Consider the following 23,199-nt stretch of genomic DNA (forward strand, 5'->3'; position numbering starts at 1 on the left):
TGCATGTCAGAAATCAGGCTTGAAAAAGTTCGCAAGGCTTACGGTCCGGTGGTCGCTGTCCACGGCGTGGACCTGACGATCCGCGACGGGGAGTTTGTCGTGTTTCTGGGGCCGTCCGGCTGCGGAAAATCGACGACGCTGCGCATGATGGCAGGCCTCGAAGAAATCACCTCGGGCAAGATCTTCATAGGCGACCGCGATGTCACGGCGCTGGAGCCGAAGGATCGCAACATCGCGATGGTGTTCCAGAACTACGCGCTGTATCCGCACAAGACCATCTACGAGAATCTCGCATTCGGTCTGCGGATGCGAAAGATGGATCCTGCGCAGATCGACATACGGGTTCAACGCGCTGCGAAGATGCTCGGTCTCGACGAATTCCTGAAGCGCAAGCCGAAGCAGCTTTCTGGCGGCCAGATGCAGCGCGTCGCGCTTGGCCGCGCGCTTGTGCGTGACCCCGAAGTGTTCCTGCTCGACGAGCCGCTGTCCAATCTCGATGCCAAGCTGCGCGTGCGCATGCGAGAGGAGATTGCCCGGCTGCATCAGGAAGTCGGCACCAGCATGGTGTACGTGACTCACGATCAGGTCGAAGCGATGACGCTTGCAAATCGCATCGTCATCATGCGCGACGGCCACGTGCAGCAGGTTGGCGCACCGCTGGAAGTTTACGACCGCCCGGTCAATCTGTTCGTCGCCGGATTTATCGGCTCACCCGAAATGAATCTGATCGAAGGGCGTGCCTCGAACGGCGTATTCGAAAGCGGTGCGCTGCGGATCGCGCTGCCCGATCAGTATCGAACGGTCAACGAGGACATCGTGCTCGGCATCCGGCCAGAGCATATCGCCCTCGGCGAGGGCTCTGATGCGCTCGCATTCGAAGTCGGCGTTATCGAACAACTCGGTGCGCAGACACTCGGCATCGGCGAGGTGAGCGGCGCGCGTCTGCGTATTCTCACCGATCGCGTCGATAACTGGACGTTCGGCCAGCGTATTCCCGTCCGGCTTCACGCCGGGCGGCTCCATTTGTTTTCGAAATCGACGGGGCAGCGACTTTAAGACCACCAAGAAATCCAACGAATATTCACAGGAGTGAATTGCCATGGGAGACAAGGGAATGGCTAAAAACGGGAAATTGAATATCGATCGCCGTACGCTCATCAAGGGAGCTGGTGCAATCGGCGCAGGTCTCGCCACGGGCACGCTCGGCGCGCCGGCGGTTTGGGGGCAGGGCAAGAAGACGATCCGCTTCCTGAACACCGAAACTTCTATCGACAGCATTCGCGCGCTGAAGGTTGCTTGTGCTGAATACGAGCGCCAGTTCGGCACGAAGGTCGTTGTCGATTCCGTGCCGCTCGACGACGCCTTCACCAAGGTGACGACCTCGCTGCGCGGCGGGCAGCCCTACGACATCGCGACATTCGCGTTCGTCGGTCACGTCCTGCTGCTGCAGGCCGAAGGCCATCTGATGCCGCTCACTGAACTGACCAGCAAGCACAAGTGGGGTCCGAAGATTCTTTTCCCGATCAAGGACGAAACTTACTGGTATCCCTACGACTACAATCTGGCGTGGATCTATTACCGCAAGGATTTGTACGAGAAGAAGGGCCTGAGCGTTCCCAAGACCTGGGCCGAGATGCTCAAGAATTCGCAGGCGCTGAACGAGGATGGCCGCTCCGGCTCGCTATTCCCGATCGGCAGCAACGGCGCGACCAACTGGCTGTCGCCCGGCTTCATGTGGGCCGAAGGTGTCAAGCTGTTCGACGACAAGTGGAATGTCGCCATCGACAATCCCACAATGGCGCCGAAGGTTGCAGCCTATCTCGATTTCTTTGCCGACCTCTACAAGACCATGCCGTCCGGCACCAGCCAAGCAAGTTTCGGTGAAGTGCTTTCCAACTTCTCCTCGGACAAGGTTGGGCACACAGCCTATGCGGGCCGGATCATCGAGGCGCTGGAACGTACATCGCCGGCTCTCGCGGCCAAGTACGGAATCATGCCCTACATGGACAGCGCTGGTAAGGCAAAGGCGGTCAACCACGGTTATGACGGCTGGGTTGTGCTGAAGACGCCGAACTCCGACGAGTCGATGAAGTTCATGAAATGGTTCACCGAGAAGCAGTACATCAACTTCCTGCACACCGCGCCGCTGCACTTCCAGCCGCCACGCCTCGACGTTTATGAGGACGCGCGCTGGCGGGCTCATCCACTGATCGAAAAGCACAAGGATGCGGTCGAGACGATGAAGAACTTTATCGTCGACAAGTCGGTCATCCTGACCTCGGTCGATACCGAAGGCCCGGCGCCGGACTTGCGCCCGGGGAAAGTATTCGAGGGCTTCGTGATCCCCGAGATGCTGCAAAACCGCATTCTGAAAAACATGCCGGCGGCCGACTGCGTCAAGGCGGCTGGCGACAAGATGCGCAAGCTCATCGCGTAACACACGCACGTGCCAACTGCCCGGCCGGATACGTCCGGCCGGGCTTTTCCCCGGAAAGACGGCTTTGAGTTCAAAGGCGACGATATACACCTTCCTGGTGATCGGACTTCTCGTGACGCTCGTCCTGATCGTCGCGCCGGTGGCGTATGCGATCAGCCTGAGCTTCTACAAGCTCGATTCGTTTGTCGGTGAGGCCAAGTGGGCCGGCCTCGATAACTACATTGCAATTGTTCAACTGCCCGAGTTCTGGTGTGCGCTATGGAATGGCGTGGTCTATTCGGCCGGCTCGATCGTGCTTCAGGTGGTGCTCGGCATCGGCTTTGCTCTGATCCTGAACGAAACGTTTCCAGGCCGCAATTTCGTGCGCGGCCTCTCCATTCTTCCTTATCTGCTGCCGACGGTTGTCGTCATTCTAACGTTCAAGTGGATGGTGGACGGCAGCATCGGCATCCTGACCAAGGCGATCGCAGCGGCGGGATTGCCGCCGGTCAACTGGTTCGAGAGTTCCGGCGCTGCAATGACGTCGGTCATTCTTGTCAGCGTCTGGATGTGGACTCCGTTCGTGACAACCTGCTTTCTCGCTGCGTTGCAGACCGTGCCGACGTCGCTTTATGAGGCAGCGCGGGTGGATGGCACCACAGCCGTTCAGCGCTTCTTCCACATCACGCTTCCCATGCTGAAGCCGATCCTGACTGTGGTCGTGCTGCTGCGGGCGATCTGGATGTTCAACAAGTTCGACGTGATCTGGCTGCTGACGCGCGGTGGTCCAGTCGGCTCCACCGAACATCTGGCGATCCTGTCCTATCGCCACGCCTTCAGCCTGTTCGACATCGGCGGTGGCGCCGCGCTCGCGACGATCTCCTTCGCGATCCTGTCGGTGGCCGTGTTCTTCTACTTCCGCATCTTCCCGCTGGAGGACGACTGATGGCCGCCGTCAAATCGCTTCCCGCCCGGCTCAGCCTCTATGCCGCTGCGATCGTGATCGCGGTCTATTCGGCGTTTCCGATCTACTGGATGTTCATTTCCAGCTTGCGTGAGCCGACGAGCCTGCTCAGCACCGTCTCGCTGGTGCCAGGTCCGTTCACGCTGGAATATTATCGCAACCTGCTCGAACTGACCGATTATCCGACGCATTTCATGAACAGCGTGATCGTCGCGGTGGTGACGGTCGTGGTGACGATGATTTTTTCGATCATGATTGCCTATGCCGTTACGCGGCAGCGGATTCGCGGCAAGAAACTGATCGTCGGCGCGATGCTTTACGCCTACATGTTCCCGCCGCTGCTGATCGCGATTCCGATGTTCACGATCTTCGCACGGCTCGGACTCAGCGATACGCTGATCAGCCTGATAGCATCGCATTTGACGCTGACCTTGCCGCTTGGCGTCTGGTTCCTGTGGGGCTTCTTCAAGGGCATGCCGTTCGAGCTGGAAGAAGCCGCGATGGTCGATGGTTGTACGCGCCTCGGCGCATTCCTGCGGGTCGTTCTGCCGTTGTCGCTGCCCGGATTGATTACGGTCGCGATCTTCTCGTTTCTCCTGTCATGGACGGACTACACCTTCGCGCTGATCATGATCGGCAGCGACGCCAACAAGACGCTGCCCGTGGGGCTGGCATCGATGGTCGGATCGTTCGATCTGCGTTGGGGTGAGATCATGGCGGGATCGACGTTGATCGCGCTGCCATTGTTCGCCGCGTTCGCGTTGCTGACGCAGTACTTCATTCAAGGCCTCGGCGCTGGCGCGGTGAAGGGTTAAACATGGATCTCGGACTGAAAGGCAAGGCCGCACTGGTCACGGGCGCTGCGCGGGGTATCGGCAAGGCGGAAGCGCTGGCACTGGCGGCGGAGGGATGCTCCATCGCAATTAACGACATCGATCGTGAAGCAGCGGAAGCGACGGTGGCCGAACTGAAGGCCGCCGGCACGGCTGCGGTGGTCGCTATCGGCGACGTCTCGGAGGAAGCGGGCGCGGAATCCGTGGTGCGCGAAGCCTATCGCGGATTGGGGAAGCTCGACATTCTGGTAAACAATGCTGGCGCGGGTGGCCGTCATCTCGGCAGCCTCGCCGAGAACATGTCGCTCGACGACTGGGACATCATTGTCCGCACTCATCTGCGCAGCACATTTCTGTGCAGCAAGCATGCGGTCCCGTTGATGCGGGAGCGGGGTTTCGGGCGAATCTTGAATACCTCGTCGATGAACGTGACCGGCGGCGGACGTCCCGGCGTGACGAATTATTCCGCCGCGAAAGCCGGCGTTATCGGCTTCACGCGAACGCTGGCGAAGGAAGTCGGCGGCGCGGGGATTACGGTCAACGCAATTGCTCCGGGCTATGTCGAGACGGCGTTGATCGCCGGTTTCTCGGCGGAGAAACGGGCCATTATTGCGGGCCAGAACCCGCTCGGGCGTTTCTGCCAGCCGGAAGAAGTGGGATCGCTGATCGCGTTTCTGTGCTCCATTCAGGCAGCTTTCATCAACGGCGCGTTGATCTGCATGGATGGCGGAAAACGCGACTTTTTCTGGGGCGACCAATGACCATTCGCGCGTTCGGCGGACCGCATCGTTATGTTCAGGGGCCGGGTGCCCTGAGCGAACTTGCGACGCTGGTTCCGATGTATGGGCGGCGTCCGCTTATCGTTGCGGATGTTGCCGTGCTGGGATCATTGCGGCCACAGCTTGAAGCGCTGCTTAAGCCTTGCGTCGATGGATGGGTGTTCGCTGAATTTTCTGGAGAATGCTCCGCGTCGCAGATCGACTTGATGGCAAGCAAGGCAGATGCCACCAAGAGCGATGTCGTCGTTGCGATCGGAGGCGGCAAGGCGATCGATACCGCAAAGGGTGTTCGGATCCTGCGGGGCGGCGGAATCATCGTCGTGCCGACGGTGGCCTCGAATGACGCGCCAACCAGCCGGCTTGCAATTGTGTACACCGACGATCACGTCCTGAAGGAAGTCAGGATGATGGCGACCAATCCGGACGCGGTCGTTGTCGACACGTCCGTTATCGCCCGCGCACCGCGCAGGTTCTTTGTCGCCGGCATCGGTGACGCGCTCACAAAGAAATTCGAGGCGGAACAGTGCTACAATTCCGGAGGCCTGAATTTCTACAAGGCGCGTCCGGCCGCGCTGGCGGTTTTTATCGCGGATCAGTGCTATCAGGTAATCCGGCGGGATGCGATTGCGTCTCTTGCTGCGGTCGATCGCAAGGAGCCGGACCCAGCTTTCGAGAATGTGGTTGAGGCGACGATCCTGCTCAGTGGCCTTGGCTTCGAAAGCGGGGGCTTGTCGATTGCACACTCGCTGACCCGCGGGTTTTCCGCAATTCCGTCACTCAATTCGTCGCTTCACGGCGAGCAAGTGGCATTCGGTCTCCTGACACAGCTCTGCCTCGAAAAGCGGCCGGCAAAGTTTCTTACTGATATGGTTGCATTCTATCGCGAGGTCGGTTTGCCGACGAGCCTGAAAGATCTCGGGTTCTCCGGCAACGTGCAGGAGGGCATTCGGACAATTGCCGAACGCTCGATTGCCGAAGCGCCATATCTCAAGCAGTTCGTCGGTGCTGTGACTGTGCAGAATCTCATAGCCGCACTGGAAGATGCGGACCGCTGCGCAGCTTAGGTGCACGCCCTCTTTATGGAAGTTTATCAAGCGATCTTGGCCTGGGATACTAAGCACAGCGCCAGCGTGTATCCCCGCTCGCGATCTGCCGGGAGTCTCGTTCAGTATACGTTGCTGCCGAGATAACGCGTCGTCGTCTGTTTCCACCACATGCTCTGGATGGCGTCGAGGATCGCGATATTCAGCGAGCCCCGAAGCGGGCTGTCGTTGGGGATGGCGAACGCATAGTGCTGGGGCTGGAATGTCGTGTCGAGCATTTCGACGGATGAGGAAAATTGCTGCTGAACCACCCAGGCAAGGAGTGGCTTGTCGTAGACGAACGCGTCGATCTTGTGCGAGCGCAGCGCGAGCAGTCCGTCGCGCGCGTTCGCATACTCATGAGCGGCGATCTGGAGTTCCGACAGCGCATCGTGCGTTGACGTCCCTTTGACCATGCCGACGCGGACAGTCCGCAGGTCCTGTACGCTGTGGACCGTACCTTGCAGATGCCGGACCGTCAGCGCCGACGTTACGGCCGCCGTGAACACCGCAACGGCGACGATCGATGTCACCGTCCAGATGCTCGCGACGATGCGTCCTGCGGCTGTTTGCGGGTTATACTCAACCATGCCTCTCCGGGTCATGGCTGCGGTCGCCCACCACATGCTGGAGCTCAGTCCTTTTCTGACACCACCGCTGAACTCGTCGTTCTTGCGTTCGAAAAACCAGATGATGACTCCGACCAGGAGTGCGAGGAGAAGCAGCGCAAGAACGGCCTGCAGAAAACCGACATTCATGAATGCCTGCAGGACGGGAAGCCAGCTCAGCGATCCGCTGGCCGGTACTGCGATGCCGAGGCCGGTTGAGTAAAACGGCGAGGTAAAATCCAGAACCCGCGCGCGTGCTCCGGTGACCGTCAACGCTCCGATGGAGACGTCGAACTTGCCGTTTGCCGCCCCATCGATCAGAGCGCCTACGGTGGGTTCTTCCTCGAAGCGATAACGAAGACGCAGGTTGTTCGCTACTTCGCGCCAGAGATCGACGCTAATGCCTTGCCACTCGCCACCGGGTTGCTTCATCGCAAAGGGTGGGGCTTCTTTGATCCCGATCACCAGTTCGCGCGACGCGATGGGCGGCAGGTCCCGCGCAGTGCAGGGAAGGGTGGTGGCCAGTGTGCCGAGAATGAGTGCGGCCAAGATAGCCACGCGGGATGGGGTCAATCGTGGCAGGAATAGTGCCGATGGGCGAAGCCATGCCGGCCTGCGGATCGGTCGTGATGGTCGCGGTTCATACATGTCGATCAGGGTTCTGATTGCACGAAGAGTGTTCCGGCGGATGTCCGCAGGTCATGCGACGTGGCATCGCTGCATGTTGTCCTTGTTGAGGGCGGAAATATTCTTGATCGTTCCGTTGAGTTCGCCGGCGGCCTCTGCCATCGAATCAAGATCGCGGGCAACGTCTTCCTCAAATGCATTCAGAATAGGCTCGGACACCTGCCTGAACGCGCTCCGGACGGCGGCGTTGTCATACGCGGTGATCGCATGCGACAAATCCAGAAAGAACATATGGATCATGGCGCTGAGCGAGGCCTTGACGGTCTCCGTTTGCCCTGCGTCACCGAGGTGATGGTCGAGCGCGCGTGTGATGAATTTTTCCAGGATAACTGCGGAGCTTGCGACATAGAGATCGCTACTCAGGAGGCAGCGCTCGTGGGCGATGCCGATCTTGTGTGCGAAATCTTTGAAGGCCTGATCCGGAGTGCCGTCGAAAAATCGCTCCCAGTGTTTGAACTGCACCCCGTTGATGTGTGAGACAAGCTGTCCGACGCTGATGTTATCGCGCTCACACGTCTTCTCGATCATTTCCTTGAAAGCGGGAAACGACAGGATGCGATTATAGAAGGCGTTGATGACCTCTTCCTGACCGCTGACCATCAATGGCTTGAGAGCCTGAAGATGGGCTGTGTCGGCCGAACTGAACCCGACGAGCTCAGCGAGATCAGTTGTCATGTGCTGGCCCCAAGCAGAGGCTTGATCTAACTCCGGAATGGTTAATGAAGATTTGTGAAACGATCGACTCGCCTCGTGCGGGACGTCTTATCGGAGCGAGGTAGTCGTTCCGGATTCGCTGGCGCGGCGAGACAGAGCGGCTTGGGGGCTTTGCCGAGAGGTAGGATGATGCGTTCGGATCTGAGCCCATAGTCTCGTCCCGCGCGAGGCGGAGCGCAGTCTGGATTTCGCGTGACGGCGTGCCGTTTTTCAGCAGCAGTAAGATCAGCAGAGCTTTGATTTCTGCGTTGGGAAGTGTGTCGTGTGTTCGCGCCCTGTCGTGCATCGCTGTCTCCGGTGTCATTTCGTGAATCATGATCCGCGAGCGAGGTGGCGGACGAGTAGGTCAATCAGCCATGGCTGATGCCTGTCTTCTGTCGTCACAGTGCGCACAGCAGGCTTCAAGCGAGGTTTGCGAGCTCGGTGAGGCCGACGTTTCCCCTGCGCCACGGGCTCGATTGCCTTCGGCCGTTTTGCCGCGCTCCAGGTCAACATGGTATCGTCGAGTCCGCCGCGGATAAAAGCGAAGCGCGAACCCGGCGTTGTCATGGTGTCGGTTGCTGCAGCCGGTGCGGCAATCACGAATTGGCCGCGTGCGGTCGGGCGATGCCGGCTGAACAACGGATCTGTCTTCGCTTGATGGCTGGCGTTGTCCGCAATGACAGTATTGGCGCGCGCTGTCGTTTCCCCATTGGTCGAAAGCATAAGCGTGATCGCAATGCCAGTCAGCGTGGCGACGGAGATCGAGACGATCCGCGCGCTCCACTCGGTTATCATCAGAATGCGAAGTGTGGTCGTCGTGCGGCCCGACTGAACGTGGATGGAATTGCTGGCGAGCAGCTTGAGCAAGCTCTCGATTTCCGTAGTCGGTGTCTCCGCGCGCTGTGTCATGACGTGAGGGTTGGCCGGTATGGTTAATCAGATATTAATCCAGCGAATATGACCCCTGAAACAAGGGTTTATACAGACGCGCCGCCGCAGCATCCTGCCGCTTCAACATGGATGAAATCGTTAACCGAGCCACGAGCGACGGATCGGGCTTCGCATGAGTCGCTGGAGCAATCAGCGCGTCACATGCGCGGAGACCGCGAGCCATTTGCCGTCGCGCTTGGCCCAGACGTCGGTGTACCGCCCGCCGTCTTCGCGGCCGTCGGCGGTGTGATAGCGGGTGCGCGCGTGGATGATGGCGAAGTCGCCCATGATCCGGATCATGACGTCCTGCGCTTCGAGATTTGAAATGGTAACCGGGATCGCAGTCTGCTTCAGGAAGCCGGCGCGGTCGACCAGCGAGCGGTCGGGGTTGGAGCAGTAGAATTCTGGCGCCAGGATTTGGTCGAAGCGCATGACGTCACAATGCTGGACCGAATTGATGTAGTCGCGATTGAGGCTGACGAGGATGTCGTGGTCGGATGCCATGGTTTGCGTCCTGAAAGTGCCGTTGTGTTGCAGATCGCAGGTATCCCGACCGTAAGAGATTGAATGCCGTTTTCAAGACGATCCGGAACTCATCCTCAGCTTCATTGACCCAAGGGAATTCTGGGATTGCCGAAATCCTGCTGGTGATCGACGCACCAGACATGACGAAAGAAAGACCGGCCGTGACGGCCGGTCTTTTCAATGACGTTAGAAAGCGTCACGTATTCAGAGTTTTCTATTGGCGAGTTCTGCGGCCTTGTTCACGGCTTCCTTCGCCGCTTCCTTGGCATTGCCGACTGCCTTCTGGCCGTGGCCCTTGGCTTCCTGAATGGCGCCTTCGCCCTTCAGTTGGTCGGAACCGGTGGCCTCGCCGACGCCCTGCTTTGCCTTGCCAATGGCCTCATTGGCGGCGCCTTTGATCTTGTCAGCCGTACTACCCATCACAATCTCCTTTACATGCGCGTTCAAGGAGATAACCGGCGAGTTGACGAAATGTTCCGCTTCTGTTGATTGGCTTGGGAAATCACGCGAGCGACGCTCGCAACCAATGACAAACAAACGCGAAAGCAAAAACCATGTCGCACGATCATCATCCGCATGACCATTCGCACAGCCATGATGATGCGGAGCGCTGGAAGCATGACGGCGTACGTGTGATTCCAGGCAATCAACTCGATCCGAATGTGCCCTCGACAGCGGGCATGGATCGGAAGGCTGCGATCAACTTTGCCCGCGTCGGCGCGCAGAAGCTGTGGGCCGGTACCGTGACGATCCGGCCCGATGCCAAGACCGGTGCGCATCACCACGGTCATCTTGAAAGCATCATCTACGTCGTTCGCGGCAAAGCGCGCATGCGCTGGGGTGAGCACCTGCAGTTCACGGCGGAAGCCGGGCCGGGCGATTTCATTTTTGTGCCGCCTTACGTGCCGCATCAGGAAATCAATGCCAGCCCGGACGAGGTTCTGGAGTGCGTGCTGGTCCGCAGCGACGGCGAGGCGGTTGCGATCAATCTCGATATTGAGCCGGTCGAGAAGCCAGAGGCGGTGCTATGGGTCGATCCGATCCACCGCGATCCGGCGGAGAAAAAGCAGCGTTGAAATACCGCAATCCTGCCAATTGGTTGCATTGCGACACTCTGACTACTGACGAATATTGACAATCGTCAATCAATAGTGGAGCGTATCCTTCGCTAACACCGAGGTTGCGCTATGAGCGATTCCAGATTTCATCCCATAAATTTCAATGGCTTAGCTGTTGTTGTAGTTGTCTTTGGGGCGCTTACTCTGGGCGCCTGCAGCAAGGCACCTGCGGAAAAGAGCGAAGAAGCCCGCCCGGTTCTGGTCGCGCCGGTCCATTACGAAACGCTGTCGCCGCAGCGATCTTTCGTGGGCACCATTCGGCCGCGCATTGAAACCGACATGGGCTTTCGCGTGCCGGGCAAGGTCGCCAAGCGCCTGGTTGAGGTCGGGCAGGTGGTCGAGGTCGGCCAGCCTCTCGCGGTGCTCGATGAAGTCGATCTGAAATTGCAGGCTGAGCAGGCCGATGCCGAATTGAGCGCGGCGACGGGCGTGTTGGCGCAGGCCAGTGCCGCCGAAACCCGAACCAACGATCTGCGCAGTCGCGGTTGGTCGACCCAGGCTCAACTCGATCAGGTCAAAGCCTCAGCCGATGAGGCGCGGGCGCGACTTAACCGTGCCCAGCGCTCGGTCGAACTTACCAGGAACAGCCTGTCCTACGCCAATCTCCTGGCGGACTCGCGGGGTGTCGTGACCGCGACGCTGGTTGAGCCCGGTCAGGTTGTCGCCGCCGGACAGACCGCCATTCGCGTCGCGCGATCGGAGGAGAAAGAGGCCGTGGTCGCGATTCCGGAAACGCTGGTGAATTTCGCCCGCAGCGGCGCGGCCTATGTCACGTTGTGGTCCGAGCCCGGCAAGCAATACGTCGCGAAATTGCGTGAGCTTGCACCAACCGCCGATCCGGCGACGCGCACCTATCTGGCGAAATTCTCGCTGCCAGACGCCGGCAATCAGGTGTCGCTCGGCATGACCGCTACCTTGACGATGTCCGATCCGCAAAGCGAGCGGGTTGCGCGGTTGCCGTTATCGGCCCTGTTCAGTCAGGGCAAGGGCGCGTCGCTCTATGTCGCGGACCCGGAAACCGGAAAACTGTCGCTCAAGCCCGTCTCGGTCAAAGCCTATGAGTCTCGCGACGTCGTTATCAGCGGCGGTGTTGATGAAGGCGCCAAGGTGGTCGTGCTTGGCGTGCAGAAGCTCGATCCCGACCAGAAGGTCCGGGTCGTCTCGGCCCTGTCGTTCTGATCGAATTCGCGGAGGACGCGATGAAGCGGTTCAATCTGTCGGCCTGGGCGGTTGCTCATCCGACGCTCATCCTGTTTTTCATCGTCATGCTCGGCGTTGCTGGCTTCTTCTCGTATGAGCGGCTTGGCCGCGCGGAAGATCCGTCATTCACCATCAAGGTCGTGGTCATCAACGCGATCTGGCCGGGCGCGACAGCGAAGGACATGCAGGATCAGGTCGCCGATCCGATCGAGAAGAAGCTTCAGGAACTGCCGTATTTCGACAAGGTGACGACCTATACCAAACCGTCGTTCACCGCGATGCAGATGAGCTTCAAGGATTCGACTCCCGCCAAGGAAGTGCCGCAGCTGTTCTATCAGTTGCGCAAGAAGCTCAACGATATTCGTAGCGATCTTCCGGCCAATCTGATCGGTCCGAACATCAACGACGAATACGGCGATGTCGATTCAGTCCTTTACATGATGACCGGCACCGGCGCGGACTATGCGCAGCTCAAGAAGGTGGCGGAAGGGCTTCGTCAGCACCTGCTCAAGACTGAGAACGTCACCAAGGTTAATCTGTACGGGACGCAGGACGAGCGGATCTACGTCGAGTTCTCGCACGCCAAGCTGGCGACGCTCGGCGTCACCACGCAGGCATTGTTCGATTCGCTTGCCAAGCAGAATGCGGTCGTTCCTGCCGGTACGGTGGAAACATCAGCGCAGCGTGTGCCGCTGCGCGTGACCGGCGCATTCGACGGCGTGAAAGCCGTGGCCGATACGCCTGTTGAAGGCAACGGCCGGGTGTTTCGCCTCGGCGACATCGCCACCGTAACGCGCGGCTTCGTCGACCCGCCGGATTATGTGGTTCGTCAGGAAGGCAAGCCGGCAATCGGCATCGGCGTGGTGATGGCCAAGGGCGCCAATATTCTCGAGCTTGGCGAAACCGTCAAGAAGTCGACGGCGCAATTCATGAGCGCGGTGCCGCAGGGAATCGAACTGGAGCAGGTGGCCGACCAGCCGGTGGTGGTCGAGCACGCCGTCAGTGAATTCGTTCACTCCTTCGTCGAGGCGCTGGCGATCGTGCTGTTCGTCAGCTTCCTGGCGCTCGGCTGGCGCACGGGTATCGTCGTGGCACTGTCGGTGCCGCTGGTGCTCGCCATCGTTTTCATCGTCATGAACGCGATGAGCATGGATTTGCATCGCATCACGCTTGGTGCGCTGATCATCGCGCTCGGCCTTCTGGTCGATGACGCCATCATCGCCGTCGAGATGATGGTGGTGAAAATGGAGCAGGGTTGGGATCGCGTCAAAGCTGCGTCCTTCGCCTGGGAATCCACCGCGTTTCCGATGTTGACGGGCACGCTGGTGACAGCAGTCGGCTTTCTGCCGATCGGCTTTGCCAATTCGTCGGTCGGCGAATATGCCGGCGGCATTTTCTGGGTGGTAGCGATCGCGCTGGTCGCGTCATGGTTCGTGGCGGTGATCTTCACGCCCTATATCGGCGTCAAGCTGCTGCCGGATTTTGCGAAAGGCAAACATAACCACGACCCGCATGCGATCTATGAGACGCGGCTCTATCGTGGTCTGCGCAGCGTGATCCAGTGGTGCGTCCGTCGTCGTGGTACCGTGGTCCTCGCGACCCTTGGGATCTTCGCGGCATCGATCATCGGCTTCGGTCATGTCCAGCAGCAGTTCTTCCCGCTCTCGGAACGCCCGGAACTGTTCTTCCAGATGCGGCTGCCTGAGGGCACCGCGATCGGCGTCACCACGGAAACGGCGAAGCAGGCCGAGAACCTGCTCAAGGACGACAAGGATATCGCGACCTATACGACCTATATCGGCAAGGGATCGCCGCGGTTCTGGCTCGGCCTTAATCCGCAATTGCCGAACGAGTCCTTCGCGGAGATCGTGATCGTCTCCAAGAACGTTGAGGCGCGTGAACGCATCAAGGCACGGCTTGAGAAAGCCGTCGGAAATGGCGCCCTGTCTGAGGCGCGGGTGCGCGTCGACCGCTTCAATTTCGGACCTCCGGTTGGATTCCCGGTTCAGTTCCGTGTTGTCGGACCGGACACCAAGACCGTGCGCGAGATTGCCTACAAGGTTCGCGACGTGATGCGGGCCAACGACAAGGTGGTCGACCCGCATCTCGACTGGAACGAACAGACGCCTTCGCTCAGGCTGGCAATCGATCAGGAACGCGCCCGCGCGCTTGGTCTGACGCCGCAGGATGTCTCGCAATCGTTAAGCATGCTGATTTCCGGCGTGCAGGTGACGACGCTGCGCGATGGCGTCGAGAAGGTCGGCGTGGTCGCCCGCGCGGTCCCGTCCGAACGGCTGGCGCTGGGGCACGTGGGCGATTTGACGATCTACTCGCGCAATGGCGTCGCCGTGCCGCTATCGCAGATCGCCAAGATTGAATACGCCCACGAGGAGCCGATCCTGTGGCGGCGCAACCGCGACATGGCGATCACCGTTCGCTCCGATATCGTCGACGGCGTGCAGGCGCCGGACGTCACCAATGCGATCTGGCCCAAGCTTCAGAGTATCCGCGACAGCCTGCAGCCGGCCTATCGCATCGAGATCGGCGGTGCGATCGAGGAATCCCAGAAGGGCAATGCCTCGATCTTTATTCTCTTCCCGTTGATGGTGATCGGGATGCTGACGCTGCTGATGATCCAGCTGCAGAGCTTCTCACGGCTGACGCTGGTGTTCCTGACCGCACCGCTCGGCATCGTCGGCGCGTCGCTGGGCCTCAACGTCGCCAACAGTCCGTTCGGTTTCGTGGCGTTGCTCGGCCTGATCGCGCTGGCCGGTATGATCATGCGCAATGCCGTGATTCTGGTGGACCAGATCGAGGCCGACGTCAGCGCTGGTATGACGCGAGGCGAGGCCATCGTGGAGGCCACGGTCCGGCGTGCCCGGCCAGTGATTTTGACGGCGCTGGCTGCGATTCTGGCGATGATTCCGCTGTCCCGCTCCGCCTTCTGGGGGCCGATGGCGATCACCATCATGGGCGGATTGTTCGTTGCAACATTCCTGACGCTGCTGTTCCTGCCGGGCCTTTATGCGCTATGGTTTCGCAAGAGCCTGGATGAACGCGGGCCAGGCGAGGCGGGGCATGAGGAACCTGCGAAGCCGGACCATCTCCGGCATGCGCCGCCGCTTGCGACCGCGGCAGAGTAAATCGAACCACGAGTATCTATGCCGACATGACGCTGCTTCACGACGATGCCGATTCCGAAAAGAAAGCCTGCATTCTTGCAACGGCCGAACGGCTGTTTCGCGACATCGGCTATCTTAAGACCACGGTCGCGGACATCGCCAAGACGCTCAAAATGTCTCCGGCGAATGTCTATCGTTTCTTCGATTCCAAGAAGGCGATCCATGAAGGCGTCGCTCGCCGGTTGATGGGTGAGGTCGAATCGGCTGCCGAACAGATCGCGGCCAAGGACGCGCCTGCCGTCGAGCGGCTGCGAGAACTTCTGGCTACGGTCAGCAAGATGAACGCCGAACGCTTCGTCGGCGACGCCAAGATCCACGAGATGGTCGCGATCGCGATGGAGGAAAGCTGGAATGTGTGCGAAGCGCATATCCAGCATATCGTTGTAACGATCGGTGGGATCATCGCGGATGGCGCCAAGGTTGGTCAGTTTAAGGTGACCAACGTGGAGCTCGCGGCCAAGATCGTTTGTGCGGGGATGCTGCGCTTCTTCCACCCGCAGATGATCGAGCAAAGCTCGCGAAAACCGGGGCCGACCCTCGATCAAATGATAGACTTTATTATCGCCGGCCTTACGCTGGGCACGCCCGACATGTCGTCGGGTAAGACCACAGCGGACAACAATCCTTCATGAGCGATATTCACTACTACGAGCCATCCAAAGGCCACGGCCTCAAGCACGATCCTTTCAACGCCATCGTGGGCCCACGCCCGATCGGCTGGATTTCCTCGCGTGACGCCAAGGGTGGCATCAATCTCGCGCCCTACAGCTTTTTCAACGCTTTCAACTACGTGCCGCCGATCATTGGCTTTTCGAGCGTCGGCTGGAAGGACAGCGTCGCCAACATCGCCGAGACCAGGGAATTCTGCTGGAATCTCGCGACAAAGCACATCGGCGAGGCGATGAACAAGACATCGGCGACCGTGCCGCATGAGGTCGATGAGTTCGAGATTTCCGGTTTGACCAAGGTGCCCAGCCGCATCGTCAACGTGCCACGGGTCGGCGAAAGCCTCGCCTCGTTCGAATGCAAGCTGACGCAGCTCATTCAGCTTGAGGGCGTCGACGGCAAAAAGGCTAATTCCTGGCTGGTGCTGGGAGAGGTGGTCGCGGTCTATATCGATAAAAGCGTCATCAAGGACGGCGTCTACCAGACGGCGCTCGCGCACCCGATTCTGCGTGCCGGGCGGCTTGGCGATTACGCCGAGATTCGACCCGATGCCATGTTCGAGATGGTGCGTCCGGCGTGAAATGTGACACACCTGCCGGGCATCGCAGATCTCCCGGCAGGGTGTGTCAAATTGTTCAAAAAGCGTTTGGGAACGATGTTTGCAAATCGCGATTGTTTATGAGTGGTCAAGGGGTTCTCGGGAATTCGCATCAAGTTCAACATGACGTGTAAATGCGGGTTCATCACAGGCTGCTATTAACGGCAGGTATTTTGATCATTCTCGCCGTCGGATTTCTGAATCGGCCGATCCCACCGGCCGCCTTCGATACGGGGACTATCCCATGAGCTTCTCCCTTCGCCGCGATCTCCTGACACGACCGATTTTTGCGTGGGCGCACAAGGCGCTGCCGCCGATGTCCGACACCGAGCGAGAGGCGCTCGAAGCCGGCGACGTGTGGTGGGACGCCGATCTGTTCACCGGAAATCCGGATTGGTCGAAGCTGTTGAGCAATGCGCCGGCCACGCTGGCCGAGGAGGAGAGCGCGTTCCTCGCCGGCCCGGTCGAAGAGCTTTGCGCGATGGTCGACGACTGGAAGGTCAATTGGGAATGGCGCGACCTGCCGCCCGAAGTCTGGGACTTCATCAAGCGCAACAAGTTTCTCGGTATGATCATTCCAAAGGAGTTCGGTGGGCTCGGTTTCTCGCCCTATGCTCATTCGGAAGTGGTGCGGAAAATTTCCTCGAGGTCGGTCACAGCCGCCGTCACAGTGATGGTGCCGAATTCTCTCGGGCCGGGCGAATTGCTGATGCGCTTCGGCACCAAGGAGCAGCAGGACAAGTGGCTTCCCGGTCTCGCCGAGGGTCGCGAGATTCCCTGCTTCGGACTCACCAGTCCGGAAGCTGGCTCCGATGCCGCATCGATGATCGACACCGGCGTCATCTGTCGGGGCACATTTGAGGGCAAGGAGGTGCTTGGCCTCCGGCTGAACTGGCACAAGCGCTACATCACGCTGGGGCCAGTCGCGACACTGCTCGGCCTCGCTTTCAAGGCGCGCGATCCCGATCATCTGATCGGCAACGAGGAAGATCTCGGCATCACCGTAGCGCTGATCCCGACCGATCTGCCCGGCGTCACCATTGGCCATCGGCATCTGCCGGCAATGCAGGTGTTCCAGAACGGGCCGAACTGGGGCAAGGACGTTTTCATTCCGATGGACTACATCATCGGCGGGCAGGAGCGCATCGGTCAGGGCTGGAAGATGCTGATGACGGCGCTCGCTGCGGGCCGCGGCATTTCGCTGCCGTCGCAATCCGCGGCAGGGGCAGCGTATTGCGCGCGCGCGACTGGCGCCTATGCGCGGATCCGTGAACAATTCCATGTGCCGATCGGCAAGTTCGAGGGCATCGAAGAGCCGCTGGCGCGCATCGCCGGCACGGCCTATCAGCTCGATGCGGCGCGGCGGCTGACCTGCGCGGCGCTTAATCAAGGCAAGCATCCGGCTGTGATCTCCGGCATCATGAAATTGCATGCCACCGAGCGCCTGCGTATCGCGGTCGACGATGCGATGGACATCCACGGCGGCAAGGCGGTGATCGATGGGCCGCAGAATTATATGGGCGCGCTTTATCGCTCAGTGCCGGTGGCGATCACGGTGGAGGGCGCCAATATCCTGACGCGCAACCTGATTGTGTTCGGACAGGGGGCTACTCGTGCGCATCCCTATCTGCTCGAGGAAATGAACGCGATCGCCAATCCCGACCAGACAAAGGGGTTGGAGGATTTCGATCGCTCGTTCTGGAAGCATGTCGGCCACGCCATCGGCAATCTGTTCCGCGCGTGGGGACGAAGCTGGACCGGCGGCGCGTTTGCACCTGCGCCCGATGCCGCGGAGGCGACCGGCTATTATCGTCAACTCTCGCGCTACTCTTCTGCGTTCGCGCTGTGCGCCGATATGGCGTTGCTGACGCTCGGCGGTGCGCTGAAGCGCCGTGAAATGCTGTCGGCGAGGTTCGGCGACATTCTCTCTGAACTCTATCTGTTGTCTGCGGCACTCAAGCGGTGGGAAGACGAAGGGCGTCAGAAGGATGATTTCGCCGCGCTGCAATGGGTGATGGCGAACGGCATCCGCACCATCGAGAACCGCTTTGCGGAAATTCTTGCCAACATGCCCAACCGGCCTGTTGCTGCGTTGCTGAAGTTTGTCACGCAGCCGCTTGGCGCGAAAACTCTCGGTCCGTCGGACGATGTCGTGCATCGCTGCGCGCAGCTGATTCTGGCGCCGGGTGCGGCACGGGACCGGCTCACCGCCGGACTCTATCATGCCGGGGCCAATGATGATGGTCCGCTGACACGGCTGGAGCGTGCGTTCACGCTGGTGACCGCCAATGCGCCGATCGATAAGAAGATGCATGCCGCCAAGATTCGAGACTGGAAAGAGGCGGTTAACAAGGGCGTGATCACCGCCGACGAAGGTTACGCCATTGAGGTGGCAGACGAAGCTGTCGCGAAGGTGATCGAGGTCGATGACTTCGCGCCGGAAGCGCTGTCGCCGATCTATCATCAGCGGCCCGCTGTGCGGCGCACATCTCCAGACAGGGCGGCAAGCTGATGACGCGTCCGGTCTATATTATCGACGGCAGCCGCACGCCGTTTTTGAAAGCTCAGGGCGGCCCCGGCCCTTTCACCCCCGTCGATCTGGCGGTGCAGGCCGGGCGGCCATTGCTTGCACGGCAACCCTTCGCAGCCACCGCGTTTGATCAGGTGATTCTCGGCTGCGTCAATGTCATCGCGGATGAAATGAATCCGGCGCGTGTGGCGGCACTTCGCCTCGGCATGGGTGAGCGCATGGTTGCCTTCACGGTGCAGATCAATTGCGGCTCCGGTATGCAGTCGATCGACACGGCTTATCGCTATATCGAGGCCGGCAAGGCCGACCTCATCCTCGCGGGCGGCGCTGAAGCACTGAGCCACGCGCCATTGGTGTTTCCGCAATCCGGCGTTCGCTGGTTCGCCAGACTGGCTACGGCCAAGGGGCCGATGGCCAAGCTCGCGGCATTCCTGAAAACGCGGCCGAGCTATTTCAAGCCGATCATCGGGCTGGAGCGCGGGCTGACCGATCCGGTCACCGATCTCAACATGGGGCAGACGGCGGAAGTCGTGGCGCATTTGATGGGCGTGACCCGCGAGCAGGCGGACGCTTACTCGGTCGAGAGCCATCAGCGGCTGGCGCGCGCGCAGGAGCAGGGCTTTCTAAAAGACGAAGTTGAGGTCGCCTTCGCGCGCGATGGCACATTCTACGATCACGACAATGGCGTACGGCCGGATTCGTCGACGGACAAGCTGGCCAAGCTCAAGCCGGCCTTCGAGCGCCCGTGGGGGCAGGTGACGCCGGGCAATTCGTCGCAAATCACCGATGGCGCGTGCTGGACCATTCTGGCTTCGGAAGATGCGATTTCAAAGTACGGACTCAAGCCCAAGGCGGTGATCAAGGACAGCGCGTGGGCGGGACTCAATCCCGGGATCATGGGTTTCGGTCCGGTGCTGTCGTCGACTGAACTGCTGAAGCGCCACAATCTGACACTCACCGATATCGACACGTGGGAGCTTAACGAGGCGTTCGCGGCGCAGGTGCTCGCGTGCCTGGCCGCGTGGAACGATGACAGGTTCTGTCGTGACGTCCTCGGGCTAGACGGTGCCGCCGGCCAGATCGAGCGCGCGAAGCTGAACGTCGATGGCGGCGCGATCAGCCTCGGCCATCCGGTCGGCACCAGCGGTAACCGCATCGTGCTGCATCTGGTGAATGCCATGCAGCGGCTCGGCACCAAGCGTGGTATTGCCACCGAATGCATCGGCGGTGGCCTCGGCGGCGCCATGCTCATCGAGACAGTATAAGGGAACGATCATGGACAGCAGGATCATGGACGTTCTCAAGGATCGTGTGCTCGAACTCGGGCCGACGCCGGCGGCGGTGAGCCCTTACAAGAATTTCAAACTGACGCGCGATGAAGACGGCATCGCGTGGCTTCTGTTCGACCGTGCCGATGCCAGCGCCAACACACTTTCTTCCGACGTGATGGAGGAGTTCAACCAGATCGTCGACGCGCTGGAAAGCGAGCGGCCCGCCGGGTTGGTGATCCGTTCGGCGAAAACATCGGGTTTTATTGCGGGCGCGGACGTCAACGAATTTCGTGGTGCGTCCGATCCAGCGGCAGTGGAAGCGGAGATCGGCCGCGCCCACGCCGTGATCGACCGGCTTGAGGCGCTCAAGGTACCGCGCGTTGCGGTCATTCATGGCTTCTGTCTTGGCGGCGGTCTTGAAGTGGCGTTGGCCTGCGATACGCGTGTCGCGATCGATGATGCGCGGTTCGGATTCCCGGAAGTGATGCTCGGTCTTCACCCTGGTCTTGGCGGCACCGTTCGCTTCACGCATCTCGTCAGTCCGGTTGAGGCGATGACGATGATGCTGACCGGCAAGACCATCGATGCGCGCAAGGCGAAATCGCTGGGGCTGGTCGATGCTGTGACGCATGAACGGCACATCCGGAGCGCAGTAAAGGACGCGGTTTTTGGCCGCTTGAAGCCTCACCGGCAGGGTGCACTGGCACGGCTGATGAATGTCGGCTTTGTGCGTGGATTGCTCGCGTCACGGATGCGAAAGGAGGTGCGCAAGTCCGCGCGCAGGGATCATTACCCCGCTCCCTATGCGCTGGTTGATCTATGGGAGCGCCACGGCGGCGACCGGGCGGCGATGCTCCGTGCGGAAAAAACGTCGTTCGCCAAGCTGATGGTAACGCCGACGGCGCAGAACCTGATTCGTGTGTTTTTCCTGCGCGAAGAGATGAAGAAGCTCGCCGACGGCACGAATACCGTTAAGCACGTGCATGTCATCGGTGCCGGGGCGATGGGTGGCGATATTGCTGCGTGGTGCGCCCGTCAGGGTCTGCGCGTGACGCTCGCGGACATGAAGCCGGAGCCGATCGCCGGCGCGATCAAGCGCGCCAGCGAATTGTTCGGCAAGATCATCCGCAAGAAGACCGAGGTGCGCGATGCGCTGGATCGATTGATCCCGGATATGGACGGTGAGGGCGTGCGCAACGCCGATCTCATCATTGAGGCGGTACCGGAAAAGCTCGATCTGAAACAGAAGGTCTATGCCGGGCTCGAACCGCGCATTAAGGCAGGTGCGATTCTCGCAACCAACACCTCCAGCATCCCACTGCAGGATTTGCGAACCACGCTGAAATCGCCGCAACGTCTGCTCGGTCTGCATTTTTTCAATCCGGTGTCGCGGCTGCAACTGGTCGAGGTGATCAGCCACGATCAGGCCGATGCGGATGCACTCGCCATGGCGCGCGCGTTTGTCGGCGCCATCGATCGCCTGCCACTGCCGGTGAAAAGCTCGCCGGGCTTTCTCGTCAATCGCGCGCTGACGCCATACATGCTCGAGGCGATGGTGATGCTCGACGAGAAGATCGACAAGACGGTGATCGATGCCGCGGCCGAGAAATTCGGGATGCCGATGGGGCCGATCGAGCTTGCCGATCAGGTCGGTCTCGATATCTGCCTCGCGGTCGGCGATATGTTGCGCGCCAAGCTGGACAGTACACTGCCTCCGGCACCGGAATGGCTGCGCGAGAAGGTGAGCAAAGGCGAACTCGGGCGCAAGACCGGCAAGGGCTTTTATGAATGGAAGGACGGCAAAGCGGTGAAGGTAAAGACCGCAATCCAGCCGATGCCCGAAATGACCGACCGCCTGATCCTGCCGATGTCGAATGTCTGCGTCGCCTGCCTGCGGGAAGGCATTGTCGACAACGCGGACGTTGTCGATGGCGCCATGATTTTCGGGACGGGCTATGCTCCGTTCCGTGGCGGGCCGCTGAATTATGCGCGCGCGCGCGGACCGCAGAATGTCGTGTCGGCGCTTGAAGCGCTCGCAGCGAAATTCGGAGACCGCTTCAAGCCGGACGCCGGTTGGGCTACCTTCACCTGAGATATCGACACGACGGATCTCCTTCAATGACAGATACATCGGTTCATGCCACCCCAGCCGCTGACACCGAGCCGAAGGGCGAATTGTCCATCCGAACGCTGGCGATGCCTGCCGACACGAACCAGAATGGCGATATTTTCGGCGGCTGGCTTCTCGGCCAGATGGACCTCGCGGGCGGGATTTTTGCCAGCAAGTACACTAAATCGCGCAGTGTCACTGTTGCCATCGAGGCTATGACCTTCCGCAAGCCGGTCTATGTCGGTGATGTCGTGTCGGTCTATGGAACGCTGGTCCGCATCGGCCGGACGTCGATCACGGTTCACGTTGAAGCCTGGGTGCAGCGGCGCAACGAGAGCAACAGCATTCTGGTGACTGACGGTAATTTCACCTATGTCGCAATCGACGACAGCGGTCATCCGCAGCCGATCAAGCGAGGCAGCGCCTCCATAACAACCTGACGAAAAAATCCCGGCTGCAAGGGCAACCGGGATTCTCTGCTGGGCAGGTTAAATCGCCAAAATACTCAGCGGCGGTGGTGACGATGATGGCGCCGCGCCGGGACTTCGTCGCTCACCGGCAGAAGGCTGAGCGGCGTCTGCTCTGCCCGGGCTTGCATCAGCCCCTGTCGTTTTGCGGCGTAATAATAGCCGCGGGCATAGTAAGACACCGCGCGATTGGCGTTGCCGTTCGCCACGCGATAGGCTCCGGCGAGATACTTCACCGCATAAGTCAGATTGGTCTCCGGATCGAGCAGGCCCTGCGCGGTTCCCGTGTAGCCAAGGCCGCGGGCGGTCTGCAGCTTGATCTGCATCATGCCGTAGTTGCCCGCATGGACGGCACGCGGATTGTAGCGGCTCTCTCGCATGATCACGCGATGGACGAGTTCGATGGGAACGCCATTGGCAGCGGCGTGGCTCGCAACCATGGCCTGATATTCGGCGGGCTGTGCCTGAGCGGATGAAATCATCAGTAACGCCGCAGCAGCGACGAGCAGAATGCGTTTCATGATGTCTATCCCTGAT

General features: G+C 60.2%; 21 protein-coding genes. 15 read left to right on the forward strand and 6 right to left on the reverse strand.

Annotation, left to right across the window (positions count from 1 at the left end; genetic code table 11):
* The first annotated feature begins 3 nt into the window (after positions 1-3).
* The 6 genes from ASC80_RS01085 (at position 4) to ASC80_RS01110 (ending at position 6,056) form a co-directional block, all read left to right on the forward strand.
* Positions 4-1,056, forward strand: a complete 1,053-nt coding sequence (locus ASC80_RS01085; RefSeq protein ID WP_056292033.1) for an ABC transporter ATP-binding protein — start codon at positions 4-6, stop codon at positions 1,054-1,056.
* Positions 1,057-1,114: 58 nt separating this feature from the next.
* Entirely contained in the window at positions 1,115-2,437 is a 1,323-nt protein-coding gene (locus tag ASC80_RS01090) for an ABC transporter substrate-binding protein (protein WP_082512464.1), read from the forward strand.
* A 64-nt stretch (positions 2,438-2,501) separates the two neighbouring features.
* Positions 2,502-3,362: a carbohydrate ABC transporter permease gene (locus ASC80_RS01095; RefSeq protein WP_056292036.1), complete on the forward strand. Its 861-nt coding sequence runs from the start codon at positions 2,502-2,504 to the stop codon at positions 3,360-3,362.
* A complete protein-coding gene (locus tag ASC80_RS01100) occupies positions 3,362-4,195 on the forward strand; it encodes a carbohydrate ABC transporter permease (protein WP_056292037.1) in 834 nt (277 codons plus the stop codon). The genes ASC80_RS01095 and ASC80_RS01100 overlap by 1 nt, the downstream gene beginning before the upstream one ends.
* 2 nt (positions 4,196-4,197) lie before the next feature.
* Complete coding sequence (locus tag ASC80_RS01105) at positions 4,198-4,974, forward strand: SDR family NAD(P)-dependent oxidoreductase (RefSeq protein ID WP_056292040.1); 777 nt, start codon at positions 4,198-4,200, stop codon at positions 4,972-4,974.
* On the forward strand, positions 4,971-6,056 hold the full coding sequence (locus tag ASC80_RS01110) for a glycerol dehydrogenase (protein WP_056292043.1): 1,086 nt from the start codon (positions 4,971-4,973) through the stop codon (positions 6,054-6,056). The genes ASC80_RS01105 and ASC80_RS01110 overlap by 4 nt, the downstream gene beginning before the upstream one ends.
* Positions 6,057-6,157: 101 nt before the next feature.
* Here the strand turns inward: ASC80_RS01110 and ASC80_RS01115 are convergent, their stop codons facing one another.
* From ASC80_RS01115 to ASC80_RS01135, 5 genes are all read right to left on the reverse strand, one after another.
* Positions 6,158-7,240: a substrate-binding periplasmic protein gene (locus ASC80_RS01115; protein ID WP_244487214.1), complete on the reverse strand. Its 1,083-nt coding sequence runs from the start codon at positions 7,238-7,240 to the stop codon at positions 6,158-6,160.
* Between the two features lie 141 nt (positions 7,241-7,381).
* Positions 7,382-8,044 carry a protoglobin domain-containing protein gene (locus tag ASC80_RS01120; protein ID WP_056292048.1) on the reverse strand — a complete coding sequence of 221 codons (663 nt, stop codon included), beginning with the start codon at positions 8,042-8,044 and terminating at the stop codon, positions 7,382-7,384.
* A 351-nt stretch (positions 8,045-8,395) separates the two neighbouring features.
* A complete protein-coding gene (locus ASC80_RS01125) occupies positions 8,396-8,932 on the reverse strand; it encodes a hypothetical protein (protein ID WP_156464209.1) in 537 nt (178 codons plus the stop codon).
* 213 nt (positions 8,933-9,145) lie between these two features.
* Positions 9,146-9,499 (reverse strand): nuclear transport factor 2 family protein, encoded by a 354-nt coding sequence (locus tag ASC80_RS01130; RefSeq protein ID WP_056292052.1) that lies wholly within the window; start codon positions 9,497-9,499, stop codon positions 9,146-9,148.
* A 225-nt stretch (positions 9,500-9,724) separates the two neighbouring features.
* A complete protein-coding gene (locus ASC80_RS01135) occupies positions 9,725-9,940 on the reverse strand; it encodes a CsbD family protein (RefSeq protein WP_056292054.1) in 216 nt (71 codons plus the stop codon).
* A gap of 134 nt (positions 9,941-10,074) precedes the next feature.
* Here ASC80_RS01135 and ASC80_RS01140 point away from each other — a divergent pair, with 134 nt between their 5' ends.
* The 9 genes from ASC80_RS01140 to ASC80_RS01180 all read left to right on the forward strand — a co-directional run bounded on the left by ASC80_RS01140 (position 10,075) and on the right by ASC80_RS01180 (position 22,635).
* Positions 10,075-10,596 carry a cupin domain-containing protein gene (locus tag ASC80_RS01140; protein WP_056292056.1) on the forward strand — a complete coding sequence of 174 codons (522 nt, stop codon included), beginning with the start codon at positions 10,075-10,077 and terminating at the stop codon, positions 10,594-10,596.
* Between the two features lie 111 nt (positions 10,597-10,707).
* A complete protein-coding gene (locus tag ASC80_RS01145) occupies positions 10,708-11,817 on the forward strand; it encodes an efflux RND transporter periplasmic adaptor subunit (protein ID WP_056292059.1) in 1,110 nt (369 codons plus the stop codon).
* A 20-nt stretch (positions 11,818-11,837) separates the two neighbouring features.
* Positions 11,838-14,981, forward strand: coding sequence for an efflux RND transporter permease subunit (locus tag ASC80_RS01150; protein ID WP_056292063.1), 3,144 nt, complete (start codon positions 11,838-11,840; stop codon positions 14,979-14,981).
* Between the two features lie 26 nt (positions 14,982-15,007).
* Positions 15,008-15,652, forward strand: coding sequence for a TetR/AcrR family transcriptional regulator (locus ASC80_RS01155; RefSeq protein ID WP_056292065.1), 645 nt, complete (start codon positions 15,008-15,010; stop codon positions 15,650-15,652).
* Complete coding sequence (locus ASC80_RS01160) at positions 15,649-16,266, forward strand: flavin reductase family protein (RefSeq protein ID WP_056292067.1); 618 nt, start codon at positions 15,649-15,651, stop codon at positions 16,264-16,266. The genes ASC80_RS01155 and ASC80_RS01160 overlap by 4 nt, the downstream gene beginning before the upstream one ends.
* 262 nt (positions 16,267-16,528) lie before the next feature.
* Positions 16,529-18,796 (forward strand): acyl-CoA dehydrogenase, encoded by a 2,268-nt coding sequence (locus ASC80_RS01165; RefSeq protein WP_056292072.1) that lies wholly within the window; start codon positions 16,529-16,531, stop codon positions 18,794-18,796.
* Positions 18,796-20,079 carry an acetyl-CoA C-acetyltransferase gene (locus ASC80_RS01170; protein ID WP_056292075.1) on the forward strand — a complete coding sequence of 428 codons (1,284 nt, stop codon included), beginning with the start codon at positions 18,796-18,798 and terminating at the stop codon, positions 20,077-20,079. Before ASC80_RS01165 ends, ASC80_RS01170 begins: the two co-directional genes overlap by 1 nt.
* Before the next feature lie 10 nt (positions 20,080-20,089).
* A complete protein-coding gene (locus ASC80_RS01175; protein WP_056292076.1) occupies positions 20,090-22,177 on the forward strand; it encodes a 3-hydroxyacyl-CoA dehydrogenase NAD-binding domain-containing protein in 2,088 nt (695 codons plus the stop codon).
* A gap of 26 nt (positions 22,178-22,203) precedes the next feature.
* Positions 22,204-22,635, forward strand: a complete 432-nt coding sequence (locus ASC80_RS01180) for an acyl-CoA thioesterase (RefSeq protein WP_056292079.1) — start codon at positions 22,204-22,206, stop codon at positions 22,633-22,635.
* A gap of 65 nt (positions 22,636-22,700) precedes the next feature.
* Here the strand turns inward: ASC80_RS01180 and ASC80_RS01185 are convergent, their stop codons facing one another.
* Positions 22,701-23,183, reverse strand: coding sequence for a transglycosylase SLT domain-containing protein (locus ASC80_RS01185; protein ID WP_056292083.1), 483 nt, complete (start codon positions 23,181-23,183; stop codon positions 22,701-22,703).
* Between the last annotated feature and the right edge of the window lie 16 nt (positions 23,184-23,199).

It is taken from the genome of Afipia sp. Root123D2, from assembly GCF_001425835.1.
Lineage (GTDB): Bacteria > Pseudomonadota > Alphaproteobacteria > Rhizobiales > Xanthobacteraceae > Afipia.

Bases quoted from the DNA above. Each gene is read 5' to 3' on its own strand.
- ASC80_RS01085 (WP_056292033.1), top strand. From the start codon at position 4: ATGTCAGAAATCAGGCTTGAAAAAGTTCGCAAGGCTTACGGTCCGGTG.
- ASC80_RS01090 (WP_082512464.1), top strand. From the start codon at position 1,115: ATGGCTAAAAACGGGAAATTGAATATCGATCGCCGTACGCTCATCAAG.
- ASC80_RS01100 (WP_056292037.1), top strand. From the start codon at position 3,362: ATGGCCGCCGTCAAATCGCTTCCCGCCCGGCTCAGCCTCTATGCCGCT.
- ASC80_RS01105 (WP_056292040.1), top strand. From the start codon at position 4,198: ATGGATCTCGGACTGAAAGGCAAGGCCGCACTGGTCACGGGCGCTGCG.
- ASC80_RS01110 (WP_056292043.1), top strand. From the start codon at position 4,971: ATGACCATTCGCGCGTTCGGCGGACCGCATCGTTATGTTCAGGGGCCG.
- ASC80_RS01120 (WP_056292048.1), bottom strand. From the start codon at position 8,044: ATGACAACTGATCTCGCTGAGCTCGTCGGGTTCAGTTCGGCCGACACA.
- ASC80_RS01130 (WP_056292052.1), bottom strand. From the start codon at position 9,499: ATGGCATCCGACCACGACATCCTCGTCAGCCTCAATCGCGACTACATC.
- ASC80_RS01135 (WP_056292054.1), bottom strand. From the start codon at position 9,940: ATGGGTAGTACGGCTGACAAGATCAAAGGCGCCGCCAATGAGGCCATT.
- ASC80_RS01140 (WP_056292056.1), top strand. From the start codon at position 10,075: ATGTCGCACGATCATCATCCGCATGACCATTCGCACAGCCATGATGAT.
- ASC80_RS01145 (WP_056292059.1), top strand. From the start codon at position 10,708: ATGAGCGATTCCAGATTTCATCCCATAAATTTCAATGGCTTAGCTGTT.
- ASC80_RS01150 (WP_056292063.1), top strand. From the start codon at position 11,838: ATGAAGCGGTTCAATCTGTCGGCCTGGGCGGTTGCTCATCCGACGCTC.
- ASC80_RS01155 (WP_056292065.1), top strand. From the start codon at position 15,008: ATGACGCTGCTTCACGACGATGCCGATTCCGAAAAGAAAGCCTGCATT.
- ASC80_RS01160 (WP_056292067.1), top strand. From the start codon at position 15,649: ATGAGCGATATTCACTACTACGAGCCATCCAAAGGCCACGGCCTCAAG.
- ASC80_RS01165 (WP_056292072.1), top strand. From the start codon at position 16,529: ATGAGCTTCTCCCTTCGCCGCGATCTCCTGACACGACCGATTTTTGCG.
- ASC80_RS01170 (WP_056292075.1), top strand. From the start codon at position 18,796: ATGACGCGTCCGGTCTATATTATCGACGGCAGCCGCACGCCGTTTTTG.
- ASC80_RS01175 (WP_056292076.1), top strand. From the start codon at position 20,090: ATGGACAGCAGGATCATGGACGTTCTCAAGGATCGTGTGCTCGAACTC.
- ASC80_RS01180 (WP_056292079.1), top strand. From the start codon at position 22,204: ATGACAGATACATCGGTTCATGCCACCCCAGCCGCTGACACCGAGCCG.
- ASC80_RS01185 (WP_056292083.1), bottom strand. From the start codon at position 23,183: ATGAAACGCATTCTGCTCGTCGCTGCTGCGGCGTTACTGATGATTTCA.